Origin of the sequence: Pseudomonas sp. B392_1p (assembly GCF_052245235.1) — a bacterium.
GTDB classification, from domain to species: Bacteria; Pseudomonadota; Gammaproteobacteria; order Pseudomonadales; family Pseudomonadaceae; genus Serpens; species Serpens gallinarum.
In genome coordinates this window covers 1-18,278 of record NZ_JBQPXM010000007.1, presented here as the reverse complement: position 1 = coordinate 18,278, position 18,278 = coordinate 1, and the positions used below count along the sequence as shown (strand labels likewise).

At 59.4% G+C, this 18,278-nt stretch carries 14 protein-coding genes; 6 read left to right on the top strand and 8 right to left on the bottom strand.

The genetic code is table 11. The annotated features are described in order from the left end of the window. The first annotated feature begins 5 nt into the window (after positions 1–5). The 3 genes from lon (at position 6) to ACTV8E_RS11515 (ending at position 4,884) form a co-directional block, all read left to right on the top strand. On the top strand, positions 6–2,402 hold the full coding sequence (gene lon / locus ACTV8E_RS11525) for an endopeptidase La (RefSeq protein ID WP_251837704.1): 2,397 nt from the start codon (positions 6–8) through the stop codon (positions 2,400–2,402). A gap of 127 nt (positions 2,403–2,529) precedes the next feature. After that, positions 2,530–2,802, top strand: a complete 273-nt coding sequence (locus ACTV8E_RS11520; protein WP_251837705.1) for an HU family DNA-binding protein — start codon at positions 2,530–2,532, stop codon at positions 2,800–2,802. Between the two features lie 210 nt (positions 2,803–3,012). Further along, positions 3,013–4,884: a SurA N-terminal domain-containing protein gene (locus ACTV8E_RS11515; RefSeq protein ID WP_443199592.1), complete on the top strand. Its 1,872-nt coding sequence runs from the start codon at positions 3,013–3,015 to the stop codon at positions 4,882–4,884. A gap of 118 nt (positions 4,885–5,002) precedes the next feature. Here the strand turns inward: ACTV8E_RS11515 and fabI are convergent, their stop codons facing one another. The 8 genes from fabI to gloB form a co-directional block, all read right to left on the bottom strand. Beyond that, positions 5,003–5,797, bottom strand: coding sequence for an enoyl-ACP reductase FabI (gene fabI / locus ACTV8E_RS11510; protein ID WP_251837707.1), 795 nt, complete (start codon positions 5,795–5,797; stop codon positions 5,003–5,005). Positions 5,798–5,817: 20 nt separating this feature from the next. Beyond that, complete coding sequence (locus ACTV8E_RS11505) at positions 5,818–7,425, bottom strand: ABC transporter ATP-binding protein (RefSeq protein ID WP_443199591.1); 1,608 nt, start codon at positions 7,423–7,425, stop codon at positions 5,818–5,820. 2 nt (positions 7,426–7,427) lie between these two features. Then, a complete protein-coding gene (locus ACTV8E_RS11500) occupies positions 7,428–8,447 on the bottom strand; it encodes an ABC transporter permease (RefSeq protein WP_251837709.1) in 1,020 nt (339 codons plus the stop codon). Position 8,448: 1 nt separating this feature from the next. Continuing rightward, on the bottom strand, positions 8,449–9,534 hold the full coding sequence (locus ACTV8E_RS11495) for a microcin C ABC transporter permease YejB (protein WP_443199590.1): 1,086 nt from the start codon (positions 9,532–9,534) through the stop codon (positions 8,449–8,451). Further along, positions 9,534–11,675, bottom strand: a complete 2,142-nt coding sequence (locus ACTV8E_RS11490; RefSeq protein WP_443199589.1) for an extracellular solute-binding protein — start codon at positions 11,673–11,675, stop codon at positions 9,534–9,536. The genes ACTV8E_RS11495 and ACTV8E_RS11490 overlap by 1 nt, the downstream gene beginning before the upstream one ends. Beyond that, positions 11,672–13,504 (bottom strand): extracellular solute-binding protein, encoded by a 1,833-nt coding sequence (locus ACTV8E_RS11485; RefSeq protein ID WP_443199588.1) that lies wholly within the window; start codon positions 13,502–13,504, stop codon positions 11,672–11,674. The genes ACTV8E_RS11490 and ACTV8E_RS11485 overlap by 4 nt, the downstream gene beginning before the upstream one ends. A gap of 121 nt (positions 13,505–13,625) precedes the next feature. Continuing rightward, entirely contained in the window at positions 13,626–15,179 is a 1,554-nt protein-coding gene (locus tag ACTV8E_RS11480; RefSeq protein ID WP_443199587.1) for a LysM peptidoglycan-binding domain-containing protein, read from the bottom strand. A 98-nt stretch (positions 15,180–15,277) separates the two neighbouring features. Further along, a complete protein-coding gene (gene gloB, locus ACTV8E_RS11475; RefSeq protein ID WP_443199586.1) occupies positions 15,278–16,054 on the bottom strand; it encodes a hydroxyacylglutathione hydrolase in 777 nt (258 codons plus the stop codon). 137 nt (positions 16,055–16,191) lie between these two features. Here gloB and ACTV8E_RS11470 point away from each other — a divergent pair, with 137 nt between their 5' ends. The 3 genes from ACTV8E_RS11470 to dnaQ are packed head-to-tail and all read left to right on the top strand — an operon-like array spanning position 16,192 to position 18,150. Next, positions 16,192–16,959: a class I SAM-dependent methyltransferase gene (locus tag ACTV8E_RS11470; protein ID WP_443199585.1), complete on the top strand. Its 768-nt coding sequence runs from the start codon at positions 16,192–16,194 to the stop codon at positions 16,957–16,959. After that, a complete protein-coding gene (gene rnhA, locus ACTV8E_RS11465) occupies positions 16,956–17,408 on the top strand; it encodes a ribonuclease HI (protein ID WP_251837715.1) in 453 nt (150 codons plus the stop codon). Before ACTV8E_RS11470 ends, rnhA begins: the two co-directional genes overlap by 4 nt. Before the next feature lie 10 nt (positions 17,409–17,418). Next, positions 17,419–18,150 (top strand): DNA polymerase III subunit epsilon, encoded by a 732-nt coding sequence (gene dnaQ / locus ACTV8E_RS11460; protein ID WP_251837716.1) that lies wholly within the window; start codon positions 17,419–17,421, stop codon positions 18,148–18,150. Positions 18,151–18,278: the final 128 nt, after the last annotated feature.

Here is an 18,278-nt window from a genome sequence, read left to right as displayed (position 1 = left end):
AAATCATGAAGACAATCATCGAATTGCCACTTTTGCCATTGCGTGACGTTGTGGTGTATCCGCATATGGTGATCCCGTTGTTCGTGGGTCGAGAAAAGTCCATCGAGGCTCTCGAGTCCGCCATGAAGGGCGACAAGCAGATTCTGTTGCTGGCCCAGAAAAACCCGACTGATGACGATCCGGGCGAGGATGCTCTGTATCGGGTTGGCACCGTAGCCACGGTACTGCAGTTGCTCAAACTGCCCGACGGCACGGTCAAGGTCCTGGTCGAAGGTGAGCAGCGCGGGTTGATCGAGCGCTTCATCGAACTGGAAGACCAGTGCCGCGCCGAAGTATCGCTGATCGAAGATGCCGCGGTTGAAGAGCGTGAATCGGAAGTGTTCTGCCGCAGCCTGCTCAGCCAGTTTGAGCAATATGTGCAGTTGGGCAAGAAAGTGCCCTCTGAAGTCCTGGCGTCGCTAAATAGCATCGATGAGCCGAGCCGCCTGGTAGACACCATGGCCGCGCATATGGCGCTGAATATCGAGCAGAAGCAGGAAATCCTGGAAATTACCGATCTGGCCACCCGCGTGGAATACGTGCTGGCGGTGCTGGATGGCGAAATCGACCTGTTGCAGGTGGAAAAGCGTATCCGTGGTCGGGTCAAGAAGCAGATGGAGCGTAGCCAGCGCGAGTACTACCTGAATGAGCAGATGAAGGCCATCCAGAAAGAGCTGGGCGACATCGACGAAGGCCACAACGAGCTCGATGAACTCAAGAAACGCATCGATAATGCCGGTCTGACCCAGGAAGCTCACACCAAGGCGCAGGCCGAGCTGAACAAGCTCAAGCAGATGTCGCCGATGTCCGCCGAGGCGACCGTGGTGCGTTCTTACCTGGACTGGCTGCTCAATGTGCCGTGGAAGGCCGAGAGCAAGGTGCGCCTGGACCTGAGCCGCGCCGAAGATATTCTCGATGCCGATCACTACGGCCTGGAAGAGGTCAAGGAACGTATTCTTGAATACCTCGCCGTGCAGAAGCGCGTTAAAAAACTCAAGGGCCCGGTGCTGTGCCTGGTAGGACCGCCTGGCGTGGGTAAGACGTCTCTGGCCGAGTCCATCGCCCGCTCGACCAACCGCAAGTTCGTGCGCATGGCCCTGGGTGGTGTACGTGACGAGGCTGAGATCCGTGGGCACCGGCGTACTTACATCGGTTCGATGCCGGGTCGCCTGATCCAGAAAATGACCAAGGTCGGCGTGCGCAACCCGCTGTTCCTGCTCGATGAAATCGACAAGCTGGGCAGCGACATGCGCGGTGATCCGGCGTCTGCATTGCTGGAAGTGCTGGACCCCGAGCAGAATCACAACTTCAACGATCACTATCTGGAGGTCGATTACGACCTGTCGGATGTGATGTTCCTGTGCACCGCCAACTCCATGAATATTCCGGCGCCGCTGCTGGATCGCATGGAGGTGATTCGTCTGCCGGGTTATACCGAAGACGAAAAGGTCAACATTGCGACCAAGTACCTGATCCCCAAGCAGGTCAAGGCCAATGGCCTGAAGGAAAGCGAGCTGAGCTTCGATGAGGCCGCGATTCGCGACCTGATCCGCTTCTACACCCGAGAAGCCGGTGTGCGCAGTCTGGAGCGACAAATCGCCAAGGTGTGCCGCAAGGTGGTCAAGGAGCACATCAAGGAAAAACGCTTCCAGGTGCAGGTGACGGCCGAGACGCTCGAGCATTATCTGGGTGTGCGCAAGTTCCGTTATGGCCTGGCTGAGCAGCAGGATCAGGTTGGTCAGGTGACCGGCTTGGCCTGGACTCAGGTGGGCGGTGAATTGCTGACCATCGAGACGGCCGTGGTGCCGGGCAAGGGGCAACTGATCAAGACCGGCTCGCTGGGCGATGTCATGGCCGAGTCGATGACCGCCGCGCTGACCGTAGTGCGCAGCCGCGCAAAAAGCCTGGGCATTGCCGAGGATTTTCATGAGAAGCGCGACGTGCACATTCACATGCCCGAAGGCGCCACGCCTAAAGACGGCCCGAGCGCCGGTATCGGCTTGTGCACCGCGCTGGTGTCCGCGCTGACTCAGATTCCGGTGCGCGCCGATGTGGCGATGACTGGCGAGATTACGCTGCGTGGCCAGGTGCTGGCGATTGGCGGTTTGAAGGAAAAATTACTCGCTGCGCATCGGGGTGGAATCAAAACTGTGATCATCCCGGAAGAAAACCTGCGTGATTTAAAGGAGATTCCCGAAAACATCCAACAGGACTTGCAGATTAAAGCGGTCAAATGGATTGACGAGGTCCTGCAAATTGCGTTGCAATACGCCCCGGAGCCCTTGCCTGACGCGGCTCCCGAGATGGTTGCAAAGGATGACAAGCGCGAGACTGATTCCAAGGAACGAATCAGCACGCATTAGTTCGAGGACTTCCGGGACACTTTATTTGTCGCTGATTCTCTGGCGAATTAGGTGCCGGCAGTCTGGTGGGCACCTGCTTAATACTTCATACGAACATTCAAAATAGTTAGAAATAAGGGGACTTAGAGTGAACAAGTCGGAACTGATCGATGCTATCGCCGCATCTGCTGATATCCCGAAAGCTGTTGCTGGTCGTGCGCTGGACGCTGTGATCGAATCCGTCACTGGTGCTCTGAAAGCTGGTGATTCCGTGGTCCTGGTGGGCTTCGGTACCTTCGCGGTAAAGGACCGTGCCGCGCGCACTGGCCGTAACCCGCAAACGGGCAAGCCGATCAAGATTGAAGCTGCCAAGATTCCAGGTTTCAAGGCTGGCAAGGCTCTCAAAGACGCCGTCAACTAAGCGTCTTTCGGGCCTGGGCTGCTGGCCGGACTACTGGCCTGGCAGCCGAGTGGTGAGTGAGTCGGTTATAGTCGACCTCCTGACCGGGAATGTAGGTTGTTTTTCCTTCATTCCGCCCATTCGAAAAGGCGCATCCGTTCGGGTGCGCCTTTTCCATTTTGGACATTACCGCGTAGCGCGGCTGTTTTAACGGCCGTTTCTGGGGGATGCATGCTGCAGAACATCAGGGATAACTCACAGGGCTGGATTGCCAAAACCATCATCGGCCTCATCGTCGTTCTGCTGTCGTTTACCGGCTTCGAGGCGATCTTCAACGCGGCCAGCAATTCGCAGAATGCTGCCGAGGTAAACGGTGAAGAAATCAGCCTCAACGAGCTGAACCAGGCGGTCGAACTGCAACGCCGGCAATTGCTGCAACAGTTTGGTCGTGATTTCGACACCTCGCTGATTGATGAGCGCCTGTTACGCGACGCTGCACTCAACGGGCTGATCGAGCGTCGCTTGCTGCTGCAAAGTGCGCAACAGGCCGACTTCGCGTTCTCCCAGGCGGCACTGGATCAGGTCATCCTGCAAACCCCCAGCTTTCAGCAAAATGGTCAATTCAGCGCCGAACGTTTCGACCAGGTCATCCGCCAGATGGGCTATAGCCGTCTGCAATTCCGCCAGATGCTCGAGCAGGAAATGCTGATCGGCCAGCTGCGTGCCGGTATTGCGGGCAGTGGCTTCGTGACTGAACAGGAAATCGAGTCTTTTGCGCGTCTGGAACGCCAGACACGTGATTTCGCCACGCTGACGCTGCAGGCCGACCCGCAGGCGATCACCATCGCCGAGGACGAGGTGCAGGCGTATTACGATGAAAATGCCGCACGCTTCATGAGCCCCGAGCAGGTGGTAATTGATTATATCGAGCTGAAGAAGGATCAATTCTTCGCTCAGGTTGAGGTCAGCGAAGAAGACCTGAAGAACCTTTACGAGAAAGAAATCGCCAACCTGGCTGAACAGCGGCAGGCCGCTCACATCCTGATCGAAAGTGACGGTGTGCGCAGCGATGCCGAGGCCAAGGCCAAGATTGACGAGATTCAGCACCGCCTGCAGCAGGGCGAGGATTTTGCTGCGCTGGCCAAAGAGTTATCCGAGGACAGCGGCTCGGCTGCCGACGGTGGTGATCTGGGTTTTGCCGGTCCTGGTGTGTATGACCCCGACTTCGAAACGGCCCTCTACGCGCTGGGCAAGGGCGAAGTATCAGCGCCGGTACGCAGCGAGTTTGGTTGGCACCTGATCAAGTTGATCGATGTACAGGCAGCCGATGTGCCGAGCTTTGCCAGCTTGCATGACAAATTGGAGCGCGACCTGAAAACACAGAAGGTCGAGCAACGTTTCGTTGAAGTCAGCAAGCAGTTGGAAGATGCGGCGTTTGAAGCCTCCGACCTGAGCCAACCTGCCCAGGAACTGGGTTTGACCGTGCAGACCAGTGAGCCGTTTGGCCGCGAAGGCGGTGAAGGCCTGAGTGCGAACCGTCAGGTGGTGCAGGCCGCATTCAGTGATGAAGTGCTTGAAGGCGGGGCTAACAGCTCGGCTCTGGAACTTGACCCGGAAACGGTGGTGGTCCTGCGTGTCAAAGAGCACCGCAAGTCCGAGCGTCTGCCTTTTGAGCAGGTAAGCGCCGAAATCCGCGAGCAACTGCTTCAGGAGCGTGCGGCAGCGGCCGTCCAGGACAAGGGCGAGCAGCTACTGGCCGATCTGCGTGAAGGCAAGACCCCTGTCGAGATGGCAGATGTCGGCACCTGGCAGGTCACTGAGGCCGCGACCCGCAGTCAGGACGGTATCGAACCCGTGGTAGTGCAGACGCTGTTCCGCATGCCCAAGCCGGAAACCGCTGACAAGCCGAACTACGCCGGGGTGACACTCCCCAGCGGCGATTATGTTCTGGTGCGCCTGAATGGTGTAAGCGAGCCGCAAGAGGCGCTGTCAGCTGAAGAGAAAGCCATGTATCAGCGCTTCCTCGCTTCACGCAAGGGACAGCAGGACTTCGCCGCGTTCCACGCGCAACAGGAAGCTGACGCGAAGATCGAGCGCTTCTAAGACATATTCCCTACGACAGCTCTGCTGTCGTAGGGCGGCGTCGCAGTGTTGAAATCGTTTCGAAGAACAAAAAAACCGCACCTTACTGGGTGCGGTTTTTTTGTGCGCGTGTATCGAATCAGTCTTCGATGGCGCCCATGGCGGTAGTATTGAAGCCACCATCGACGTAGAGGATTTCACCGCTGATGCCGGAGGCCATGTCCGAACACAGGAAGGCACCGGCGTTGCCGACTTCTTCGATGGTCACGTTGCGGCGCAGCGGGGTCTGCTTCTCGTTGGCGGCGAGCATCTTGCGGAAGCTCTTGATGCCGGAGGCAGCGAGGGTGCGGATCGGGCCTGCGGAGACGGCGTTGACGCGAGTACCTTCCGGGCCAAGGCTGCCGGCCAGGTAGCGTACGCCAGCTTCCAGGCTGGCCTTGGCCATGCCCATCACGTTGTAGTTGGGCATGGTGCGCTCGGCACCCAGATAGGTCAGGGTCAGGATGCAGCCGTTGCGACCCTTCATCATTGGGCGGCCGGCCTTGGCCAGGGCTACCAGGCTGTAGGCGCTGATATCGTGGGCAATCTTGAAGCCTTCGCGGGTGGTGACTTCAGTGAAGTCGCCATCCAGTTGATCGCCAGGTGCGAAGCCCACCGAGTGAACGATACCGTCCAGGCCGTCCCACTTTTTGCCCAGCTCTGCGAAGACGTTGACGATATCGTCGTCATTGGCCACGTCGCACGGGAAGCACAGCTCCGGACCCGAGCCCCAGCCAGCGGCGAATTCTTCAACGCGGCCCTTGAGCTTGTCGTTCTGGTAAGTGAAGGCGAGCTCGGCGCCTTCGCGGTGCATGGCGGCGGCGATGCCCGAGGCGATCGACAGCTTGCTGGCGACACCGACGATCAGGATGCGCTTACCGGCGAGAAAACCCATGTTCTATTCCTCTTGCTTGGTTAGTCGACGGTTGCTGGGGCCATAAAGGCCGCTTCCAGCAACTGCCGGGTATAAGGGTGCTGCGGGGCGGCGAATACCGTTGCTGCATCGCCTTGCTCAACCACCTGGCCCTGCTTCATCACCAGCAAATGGTGGCTCAGCGCTCTGACCACCGCCAGGTCATGGCTGATGAACAGGTAGGTCAGGTTGTACTTGGCCTGCAATGCCCGCAATAGTTCCACCACCTGGCGCTGCACCGTACGGTCGAGCGCCGAGGTGGGCTCGTCCAACAGAATCAGCGCCGGTTTCAGCACCAATGCGCGGGCAATGGCGATACGCTGCCGTTGCCCGCCAGAAAACTCATGGGGATAGCGGTGCCGGGTTTCCGGATCCAAACCTACCTCCACGAGCGCATCGATGATCGCTTGTTCCTGCTCCGCAGCCGTGCCCATCTTGTGGATGCGCAACCCTTCACCAACGATCTCGGCCACCGACATGCGTGGGCTGAGACTGCCGAAGGGGTCCTGAAAGACCACCTGCATCTGCCGCCGCAGCGGCCGCACCTGCTGCTGATTCATGCCGTCCAGTGCCTGGCCTTCGAAGCGAATGGCGCCCTGGCTACCTAGCAGCCGCAGAATCGCCAGCCCCAGGGTGGATTTACCGGAACCGCTTTCGCCCACGATGCCCAGGGTCTGGCCCTGGGGCAGGCTGAAACCGATGCCGTCCACCGCCTTCACATGATCCACGGTGCGGCGCAGGAATCCTTTCTTGATCGGGAACCACACGCGCAGGTCCTGCACTTCCAGCAGCGGCGCACCGGCGGGGTTGCTCGCCGGCTCGCCGCTGGGTTCGGCGCCCAGCAGTTCCCGGGTATAGGGATGCTGCGGAGTACGGAACAATTCGTCACACGATGCCTGTTCGACGACCCGACCGTGCTGCATGACACATACGCGATGGGCAATTCTGCGCACCAGGTTGAGATCGTGGCTGATCAGCAGCAGCGACATACCCAGGCGTACCTGCAGATCCTTGAGCAATTCGAGGATTTTCAGCTGCACGGTGACGTCCAGCGCAGTCGTAGGCTCATCGGCAATCAACAACTCAGGCTCGTTGGCCAGGGCCATGGCGATCATCACCCGTTGACGTTGTCCACCGGACAACTCATGGGGGTAGGCCTTGAGGCGCTTGCGCGGTTCGGGGATGCCGACCAGTTCCAGTAGCTCCAGGGTCCGGGCGGTGGCCGCGTTGCCGGTCAGGCCTTTGTGCAGGCTAAGCACCTCGTTGATCTGTTTCTCAACGCTATGCAGCGGGTTTAGCGAGGTCATGGGCTCCTGGAACACCATGGCGATGCGGTTGCCACGAATGCCGCGCAGCTGTGTCTCGCCGAGCTTAAGCAAGTTCTGCTGGCCGTAGTGGATAGTGCCGGCCGGATGGCGAGCCAGCGGGTAGGGCAGCAGGCGCAGGATGGAATGGGCGGTGACCGACTTCCCAGAGCCGCTTTCACCCACCAGCGCCAAGGTTTCGCCCTTGCGGATGTCAAAACTGACGCCTTCGACCACACGCTGGAACTGCTCGCCGCTACGGAACTCCACGGCCAGATCACGTACTTCAATCAGATTCTCGGCCATGTTTATTTCCTCGGGTCGAAGGCATCGCGGGCGGCTTCGCCGATGAATACCAGCAGGCTCAGCATGATCGCCAACACGGCGAAGGCGGCGATGCCCAGCCAGGGCGCCTGCAGGTTGGACTTGGCCTGGGCGACCAGCTCGCCCAGCGATGGGGAGCCGGCCGGCAAGCCAAAGCCGAGGAAGTCGAGTGCGGTCAGGGTGCCTATGGCGCCGGTCAGAATGAACGGCATGAACGTCATGGTGGAAACCATGGCGTTGGGCAGGATATGGCGGAACATGATCGCGCCGTTCTCCATGCCCAGCGCCCGTGCGGCGCGCACGTACTCCAGATTGCGCCCGCGCAGAAACTCGGCGCGCACCACATCCACCAGGCTCATCCACGAGAACAACAGCATCAGCCCCAGCAGCCACCAGAAATTCGGCTGCACGAAGCTGGCCAGGATGATCAGCAGATAGAGCACCGGCAGGCCCGACCAGATTTCCAGGAAGCGCTGGCCGACCAGATCCACCCAGCCGCCGTAAAAACCCTGTAGGGCGCCGGCGACTACGCCGATGATCGAGCTGAGGATGGTTAACGTCAGGGCAAACAGCACTGAAATGCGAAAGCCATAGATGATGCGCGCCAGCACATCGCGCCCTTGGTCATCCGTGCCGAACCAGTTCTGCGTCGAGGGCGGGGCAGGGGCGGGAACATTCAGGTCGTAGTTGATGCTGGCGTAGTCGAAGGGGATCAGCGGCCAGATCATCCAGCCCTGTTTGTCGCTGATCAGTTCCTGCACATAAGGGCTTTTGTAATTCGCTTCCAGCGGAAACTCACCGCCGAATACGGTTTCCGGGTAGCGCTTGAAAACCGGCGTGTACCACTGGCCTTCATAACTGACCAGCAGCGGCTTGTCGTTGGCGATCAGCTCCGCACCGAGGCTGAGAACGAACAGGGCGAGGAACAGCCACAGCGACCACCAGCCGCGCTTGTTGGCTTTGAAGCGTTCGAAACGGCGTTGATTGAGGGGGGACAGTTTCATCTCAACCCTCCCGGCTGGCAAAGTCGATGCGCGGATCGACCAGGGTGTAGGTGAGATCGCCGATTAGCTTCACGATCAGCCCCAGCAAGGTGAACAAGAACAATGTGCCGAACACCACCGGGTAGTCACGGTTGAGCGCCGACTCGAAGCTGAGCAGCCCCAGGCCATCCAGTGAGAAGATCACCTCGATCAGCAACGACCCGGTAAAGAACATGCCGATAAAGGCCGCCGGGAAACCGGCGATGATGATCAGCATGGCGTTGCGAAACACATGGCCGTAGAGCACGCGGTTATTGCTCAAGCCTTTGGCGCGCGCAGTCACTACGTACTGCTTGCCGATCTCATCAAGGAAGCTGTTTTTGGTCAGCAGCGTGAGGGTGGCAAAGTTGCCAATCACCAAGGCAGTCACGGGCAGGGCCAGGTGCCAGAAATAATCGAGGATCTGTGCCCCCAGGCTCAACTGGTCGAAGTTGCTGGAGGTGAGTCCGCGCAGTGGGAACCAATTGAGGTAACTGCCGCCGGCGAACACCACGATCAGCAAGATGGCAAACAGGAACGCGGGAATCGCGTAGCCGACGATAATGGCCGAACTTGTCCAGACATCGAAGGCGCTGCCGTGGCGGGTGGCCTTGGCAATGCCCAAGGGAATCGACACCAGGTACATCAGCAAAGTGCTCCACAGCCCCAAGGAAATGGAGACCGGCATCTTTTCGATGATCAGGTCGGTCACCTTGGCATCGCGGAAGAAGCTATCGCCGAAGTCGAAGCGGGCGTAGTTCTTGAGCATGATCCAGAAGCGTTCCACGGCAGGCTTGTCAAAGCCGTACATCTTCTCGATTTCGGCCACCAGCTCAGGGTCAAGGCCCTGGGCACCGCGGTAGTTGGAACCGGCCGACGCAACCTCAGCACCGCCGCCCGAAATGCGCCCGGTGGCGCCGCCGGCGGCGGCATCGAAGCCCTCCAGCTTGGCGATCATCTGCTCCACCGGGCCGCCCGGCGCCGCCTGGATGATGATGAAATTGATCAGCAGAATACCAAACAGGGTTGGAATGATGAGCAGCAGCCGCCGCAGGATATACGCGAGCATCAGCGGGCTTCCTGCTCAGCTACGGCGGTTTGGCTTGCGTCACCTTCTTGACCTTTGACCCACCAGGTCAGCAGGCCGATGTCATAGGCGGGCGTGCGGGGCGGGCGGGCCAGGTGCGTCCAGTGAGCGACGCGCCAAGTATCGGTGTAGTAGTTGGGAATCACATAGTGCCCCCAGAGCAGGACACGGTCCAGGGCGCGGGCGTGGTCGATCAGGCTTTGCCGAGAGTCGGCGCGTATCAGCCCTTCCACCAGGGTGTCGATGGCCGGGTCGCGCAGGCCGATGAAGTTGCGACTGCCCGGGCTGTCGGCACTGCGGGAATGCCAGAACTCCATTTGTTCGTTGCCCGGCGAGTTGGACTGCGGCCAAATGCTCGAGGTCATGTCGAAGTCCCGCGAGCGCAGGCGGTTGATGAACTGCGAGACATCGACGCGGCGCAGTTGCAGATCAATGCCCAGTTCGGCGAGGTTGCGCTTGAACGGTAGGATCACCCGCTCCAGGTTGGCCTGTACGACTAGGAACTCAAAAGTCAGTGGCTGACCCTCGGCATTCACCATACGGTCATTTTCCACCCGGTAACCGGCGTCCAGCAGCAATTGATACGCGCGTCGTTGCTGGTCGCGAATGATGCCGCTGCCGTCGCTGACGGGTGTCTGGAATGCGGTGTCGAACACTTCAGCGGGGATTTGCCCGCGCAGGGGCTCGAGAAGGGCTAATTCGCCGGGTGTGGGCAAGCCCCGGGAGGCAAGTTCGGAGTTTTCGAAGAAGCTGTGGGTGCGCTTGTAGGCGCCAAAAAACAGTTGCTTATTGGTCCACTCAAAGTCGAACAAGAGCGAGATGGCTTCACGCACCCGGCGGTCTTGAAACATGGGGCGACGCAGGTTGAAGGTGAACCCCTGCATGCCCACCGGATTGTGGTTGGGGATCGCCTCCTTGACGATGCGGCCTTCCCGCAGTGCTGGGCTGTCGTACCCGGTGGCCCAGTCCTTGGCGGAGTATTCAAGGTTGTAATCGAACTGGCCGGCCTTGAAGGCCTCCAGTGCTACCGACATGTCGCGGTAATAGTCGAGATTGATCGCGTCAAAATTATATTGGCCACGGCTGACTGGCAGGTCCGCAGCCCACCAGTTCTTGACCCGTGCATAGCGTACCGAGCGCCCGGCGGCAAAGCTGGCAATCTGGTACGGGCCACTGCCCAGTGGCGGCTCGAGGCTGGTGCGGCTGAAGTCGCGCTTGGCCGGGAGGACTTTCAGATCGCTTAGCTCGCGTAGCAGTTCGGGGCTGGCGGGTTGGCCGAGGTCGAACTCAAGTGTCTGCCCGTCGATGATGCGAACGTTCTGGATGTCGGCCAGGTGCGCGTCATCGGTACTGCTCGATTGCTTCAATTGCCGCCACGATTGCCGGATATCTTCGGGGCTGACGGCCTCGCCGCCTTCGGCAATATTCACGTGCAGCGTTCGACCGTCTTCGCTGGGCACAAGGTGCGCCTTGTCGCCGAGACGCGGCGCTGTGGCGAGCTTGCCGGTGTCGCGTTCCAGCCACCAATGCTTGGGCAGAATCTGCAACTGGCCGAGGATCAAGGGCAGCTCGCGGTTGCCGGTGTGAGTGAAGTCGAAGCGCACCCGCTGCGGGTCTTCAACGACCACCTCGGCAACATCAGCGTAATAGTGGCGGTACATCGGATCACCCTGTTGGATCAGGGTGTTGAAGGTAAACACGACATCCTCGGCTGTCACCGGGGTTCCGTCATTGAAACGGGCTTCGGGGCGCAAGTAGAAACGCACGAAGCTGTTGTCCGGGGCTTTCTCGATCTTCTCGGCCAGCAAGCCGTACTCGGTGAAGGGTTCGTCTGGGGAATGGTAAGTCAGCGTGTCGTATACCAGGCCGATCATGCTGGCTTCATTACCCTTGGGAATGAAAGGGTTGAAGCTGTCAAAACCGTTCAGACCTGCCAAGCGTAAAGTGCCGCCTTTGGGAGCGTCAGGATTTACGAAGTCGAAATGCTGGAAACCTGCCGAGTATTTGGGCGCTTCGTCATACAAGGTCAGCGCGTGGCGTGGCTCCGCAGTGGCGAGCGAGGCCATGCCCATCAGCAGTACGGCGCAGCCAGTCATGAAAAAAGCGTGCAGCGGGGTGCTCATCGGGCAGTGTTCTCCGTGGGCTTCATCCACCAGGCGCGAAGGCCCAGTGTGTAGGGCGGCGTGGTGACAAAGGCGAACCGGTTACGGTAGGCCAGGCGATGCTTGTCGAGGTACCAGTTGGGAATGCTGTAATGCTGCCACAGCAGTACGCGATCAAGGGCGCGGATGGCGGCGATCTGCTCTTCTCGTGTGGTGGCAGCCAGCAGCTTGTCGAGCATGGCATCGACGACCGGATCGGCGACGCCGGCGTAATTGCGACTGCCGCGAATAGAAGCCTGCGAGGAATGAAAATATTGCCATTGTTCCAAGCCGGGGCTGAGGGTTTGCGGCAGAGTCATCAGTACCATGTCGAAGTCGAATTGATCCAGGCGCTGCTTATATTGGGCGCGATCCACGGTACGCAAACTTACCTGCACGCCGAGGCGTGCCAAGTTTTCACGGTAGGGCTGAAGAATTCGCTCCAGGCGCGGATTGACCAGCAGGACCTCGAAGCGTAGCGGCTGGTTGCGGGAATTGCGCAAACCCTGGCTGGTGGATTTCCAGCCGGCCTCGGCAAGCAGGCCCAATGCACGGCGAACCGTGTTGCGGGGGATGCCGCGTCCATCCGTACGGGGCATTTCCCAAGGCTGATCGAGCAGGCCGCTGGGCAGTTGCTGACGCCAGGGGGAGAGCAAAAGCCATTCAGCTCCTTCGGGTTTGCCAGTAGCGGCGAACTCGCTGTTCGGGAAGTAGCTTTCGCTGCGCCGATAAGCATTGTTGAAAAGGGTGCGATTGGCCCACTCGAAATCGAGCATCAACCCCATGGCTTCACGCACACGGCGGTCGGCGAACAGTGCGCGCCGACTGTTCATGAACAGGGCTTGGGTCTGGGTGGGTATCTGGTGGGCTATTTCTGCGCGGATCACTTCGCCGCGGCTGACCGCTGGAAAGTTATAGCCGCTGGCCCAGTTTTTTGCCTGGTTCTCCAGGAAGATATCGAACTCACCGGCCTTGAAGGCTTCGAAGGCCACATGGTTGTCGCGGTAATACTCCACCTCGATACGGTCGAAATTGTATTTGCCGCGGTTAACGGGCAGATCCTCACCCCACCAGCCCTTCACGCGCTCGAACACCAGGCGCCGCCCGGGATCAACCTGGGTGATGCGGTAGGGGCCGCTGCCCAACGGAGGTTCGAAGGTGGTGGCCTTTAGGTCGCGTTTTTTCCAATAGTGCTGGGGCAGCACCGGCAATTCGCCAAGACGCAAAATCAGCAACGGATTGCCGGCGCGCTTGAACACGAAGCGGATGCGTTGGCTGTTCAAGATGTCCACCCGCGCCACTTCCTGCAGGTTGGTGCGATATTGCGGATGGCCTTCACGCAGCAGGAGTTGATAGGAGAACGCCACGTCGGCGGCGGTAATCGGCTTGCCATCGTGAAAACGAGCAGTCTTGCGCAGGTTGAAGACGACCCAGCTGCGATCTTCGCCGTACTCAACGGATTCGGCGATCAAGCCATAACTGGATGCCGGTTCATCGCCGGAGGGGTCGTAGACACCTGTGCCGACCATCAGCGGCGCGTTCAGCTCGCTGACACCGTACTGGTAGAAGTTGGCCGTAGCCGAGGGGCTGGTGCCCTTGAGGGAGTAGGGGTTGAGGGTATCGAAGGTCCCCGAGCCCATGATGCGCAGGGTGCCGCCTTTGGGCGCGGTCGGATTTACCCAGTCGAAATGGGTAAAGCTGGTGGGATATTTGAGCGTGCCGAACTGTGCGTAGCCGTGACTGTGGGTGACCGCAGCGTAGCCGGGCATGCTGGTGGTCAGGCACAGCAACACAAGTAAAAAACGGCACATCAAAGAAATACACCCGGTCCATGGTGGCGGAAAGGCTGGCGGTACAGTATCAGCTTGTTCCCAAGGGAAAAAGCCTGCCACCACGGCACATCGGGTAATCGGTGGAAAGACGTTGCGCCGCTCAATTGGCCAGATAAAGCGTCAGTGTCTGGCCAGGCTTCAAGGAGGAACTGCTGCTCGGATTCCAGCTTTGCAGATTGGCCAGGTTGACGTTGAAGCGTTTGGCGATGCGATACAGGGAGTCGCCTTCACGTACCTTGTAGAGGGTGGCAGTTTGCGTCTGGGTGGACTTGCCAGTGCCGCCATGCAGCGTCAGGACCTGATCAATCCTCAGGTTGTTACCGGACAATTTGTTCCAGCGCTGCAAGTCCTTGACGCTGACCTGGTGGGCGCGCGCAATTGTCCACAGGGAGTCGCCGTTCTTCACCCGGTAGTTGTATGAAGAACCGGAGGTGTGGCTGGCCAGATTGGTCGGAGCGGTGGACCGAGCGGGCTGGCCTGCGTGGGACGGAATGCTCAGCACCTGACCGATACGCAAATGACTGCCGGACAGTCGGTTGATTTCTTGCAGCATGCCGACCGTGAGGTTATTGCGGCGCGCGATGGTGTAGAGACTGTCACCGGAGCGCACTTTGTACTCATGCCAGTCCACCAACTCTTGCTCCGGCATCTCGGCCAGGTTGGCGGCGAGGATTTCCACATTACCGGTCGGTACCAGCAAATGCTTGGGACCGTCCATGGTGATCCGGCGCTTGAACGCCGGATTGAGCATGTAGAGTTCCTGTTCGTCGATCTCGGCCAGTTTGGCGGCACGCCGCAGGTCCATGCGCTGCTTGATTTCGACGACTTCGAAGTAGGGTTCGTTGGCGATCGGGCTGAGCGCTACGCCGAACTCCTCAGGCGACATGACCAATTGCGACAGGGCAAGAAACTTGGGCACGTAATTGCGCGTCTCGCGAGGCAGCGGCAGGCTCCAAAAGTCGGTGGGCTTGCCGGCGCTGCGGTTGCGTGCAATGGCGCGACCTACAGTGCCTTCACCGGCGTTGTAAGCCGCCAGGGCTAGCATCCAGTCGCCATTGAACATGGTGTTCAGGCGCGACAGGTAATTGAGTGCCGCGTCGGTGGAGGCGGTGATGTCGCGGCGACCGTCATACCAGTTGGTCTGGCGCAGGTTGAAGTGACGGCCGGTGGCGGGAATGAACTGCCAGAGACCCACAGCGTGGGCGCGGGAATACGCGAGCGGATCATAGGCGCTTTCAATGACGGGCAACAGAGCCAGCTCCAGCGGCAGATCGCGTTCCTCCAGACGCTCGACAATGTAATGGATGTAGAGGCTGGCGCGTTCGCTGGCGACTTCCAGTGAGCGTGGATAATCGATGAACTGCTGTCGGTGATAATCGATTTGGGCGTTGGCTTCGATGAACTCCTGCATCTTGAAGCCGACCCGCATGCGCTCCCAGATATCCTCGGGCGGTGTAATCAAGGCATTGGGCTGGGGTAGCCAGTCGGCATCCGCTGCGGAGCCCGAGGCGATGATCTCGCCTGATTCTGGAGCGCTGCCGGTCTGAGTCAGGTTTTGGCAACCGGCAAGAAAGAGGGAAAGGAGCAGGGCTGTGGTCTTGATACAAGGAGCCAATGCGCTGGCGTTAAACAGTTTCGATGCGATTAGCGACATTGGCTGGAATCGTTCCGCTTAAAAAATTGTCGCGATTCTAGGAACCCCACCTAGGGGGGTCAAGCAGCCAATGTGACCGGCTCGGTTGTTCTGATTATTCAGAAATGATCTTTCCAGGCGCGCAATGCAGCGAAAACGGCCTTTGTGTCCTCGGCCTGGACGTTCCTTTCGGCTGCAACCATTTGTTTAACAGATGTTTCCTGGCAGCGCAGGAAGGGGTTGGTGGCTCGTTCCAGCTGCAAACTGGACGGGAGGCTGATACGGCCCGTGGCCCGCCATCCTTCCACTTCAGCAATTCGCGCAACGATGGCAGGGTTATGCGGTTCCACTGCCTGGGCGAAGCGCAGGTTGCTTAGGGTGTATTCATGCGCGCAATAGACCAGCGTGGCATCGGGTAGCGCGGCCAGCCGAGTCAGTGACTCATGCATCTGCTCGGCGGTGCCTTCAAATAGGCGACCGCAGCCGGCGGCAAACAGCGTGTCGCCACAAAACAGCAGCGGCGTGGCGGCCTCGTGGTAATAGGCGATATGGCCCAAAGTATGCCCCGGAACATGCAGGATTTGGAACGCATGATCGAGCACGCTGATAGTGTCGGCATCGTTCAGTGCATGGTCACACACCGGGATTTTTTCCGTCGCGGGGCCATAGACGCGTGCTGCTGTTTCTTGCTGAAGTGCCGTGGTGCCGCCCACATGATCGAAATGATGATGGGTGATAAGAATGTCGGTTAGTCGCCAGTCAGGGTGTGCCGCCAGCCACGCCCGTACGGGGGCGGCATCACCTGGGTCCACTACAGCGCATTCTTTGCGGGCAGGGTTGCGCAACAGCCAGATATAGTTGTCATTGAAGGCGGGCAGAGCATCGATCTCGAGCATGGTGAACTGTCCTGGTCGGTAAGGGCATCCTAGGATGCCTAGGGTCTGTGCCGTTTCGTCAGCCGTCCGTGGCGTGCGGTTCTCGGCGAAACGGCGCGACTGGGGAATACATCTGCTCAATCTTGCGGGAGATGGATATGACCGAACAACCCTTTGCACAAGCCGACCCTCGGTGGTTGGCATTGATTAGCGAGGCGCGGACATGGTTCGCCGGGCCTTTGGGGCAGCAGATGCTGGCTGAAGAGCGCCCCTTGATCGAGGCGGAACTGTCGCGCTTTTTCGGTGGTTATCTCGTGCAATACGGTCCGGTGCCGGACCTCATCAAGGCACGACAGATTCGGCACAGTATCAGCCTTGGTGCGCCTTTTTCGGGTGTGGAAGTCGCCTGCGAAGAGCAGGCCTGGCCTTTGGGAGAGCACGGCGCCGACCTGGTGGTCTTGCAACATGGGCTGGATTTCAGTCTTTCACCCCATGGGTTGTTGCGTGAAGCGGCCCGAAGCGTGCGGCCTGGCGGTCACTTGCTAATCATTGGCATTAACCCCTGGAGCAGCTGGGGCATGCGGCATTATTTCGCAGGTGATGGGTTTCGGCAGGCGCGTTGCATAGCACCCAATCGGGTTTATGACTGGCTGAACCTGCTGGGTTTCTCGCTGGAGAAACGCCGCTTTGGGTGTTATCGTCCGCCGCTTGTCTCGCAGGCCTGGCGAGCACGCTTGGCGGGCCTGGAGCACTGGGGCAGTCGTTGGCAAACGCCTGGCGCCGGTTTCTATTTATTGGTGGCGCGCAAGCTGGCTGTCGGTGTCCGGCCCTTGCGACAAGCGCGCCGCGAGCCGATGGGCAAGTTGATTCCAATGCCTGTGATCAAGATCAGTCGGCGTAATTCCGAGCATTTGAAAAATACATGAGTGAACAAGTCGAGATCTACACCGACGGTGCCTGCAAAGGCAATCCTGGACCCGGTGGCTGGGGCGCGTTGCTGATCTACAAAGGTGTAGAACGTGAGTTGTTTGGCGGCGAGATGGATACCACCAACAATCGCATGGAATTGACCGCGGCGATTCGTGCGCTGGCCGAACTCAAGCGCTCCTGTGCGGTGCGCCTGGTAACTGACTCGCAATACGTCATGCAGGGCATTCAGGACTGGATGCCGAACTGGAAAAAGCGGGGCTGGAAAACTGCGGCCAAGCAGCCTGTCAAGAATGCAGATTTGTGGCAGCAACTCGATGAGCAGGTCAACCGACACCAGGTGACCTGGCAATGGGTGCGTGGCCATACCGGGCATCCAGGCAATGAGCGAGCCGATGAGCTGGCCAACCGTGGCGTGATCCTGGCCAAACAACAACACCGGAGTTGACAGAAAAAGCATGCGCAGCGTTGTACTTGATACCGAAACCACCGGCATGCCGGTTACCGATGGGCATCGAATCATTGAAATCGGTTGTGTGGAGCTGATTGGCCGGCGCCTCACAGGCAACCATTTTCATGTGTACCTGCAGCCAGATCGCGACATCGACGAAGGCGCGATCGCCGTGCACGGCATCCGTAATGAAGACCTCATCGGCAAGCCCCGCTTCAAGGATGTGGCCGATGATTTCTTCGAATTCGTCAAAGGCTCGCGGCTGATCATCCACAACGCGGCGTTCGATATTGGCTTCCTCAATAACGAATTCGCCTTGCTGGCGCAGACGGAGCGGGCTGATCTGGCCGAACACTGCTCGGTGCTCGACACCTTGTTGATGGCTCGTGAGCGTCATCCGGGCCAGCGCAACAACCTCGATGCACTGTGCAAACGCTACGGCGTTGATAACTCGGGCCGCGAATTGCACGGCGCCTTGCTCGATGCCGAGATTCTCGCCGACGTTTTCCTGGCGATGACGGGCGGGCAGACCAATCTGTCCCTGGCCGGAGAGGGCAGCGACGCTTCCACAGGCAACCGGCCGCAGGCCAGCCCGATCCAGCGCCTGCCTGCCGAGCGGGCTCGTGGTTTGGTGCTGAAGGCCAATGAAGCCGAACTGGCTGCCCATGCCGCGCGGCTGGCCGTGTTGGAGAAAGCCTCGGGCGCGGCGCCTTTGTGGGCGCAATTGGAGCAGGCGTAACGCGCTTCAGGCTTGTTGCCCGCCGTTAACCCGCCCCATGCTAAGCAGCTTGCAGCTTGCAGCTTGCAGCTTGCAGCTTGCAGCTTGCAGCTTGCAGCTTGCAGCTTGCAGCTTGCAGCTTGCAGCTT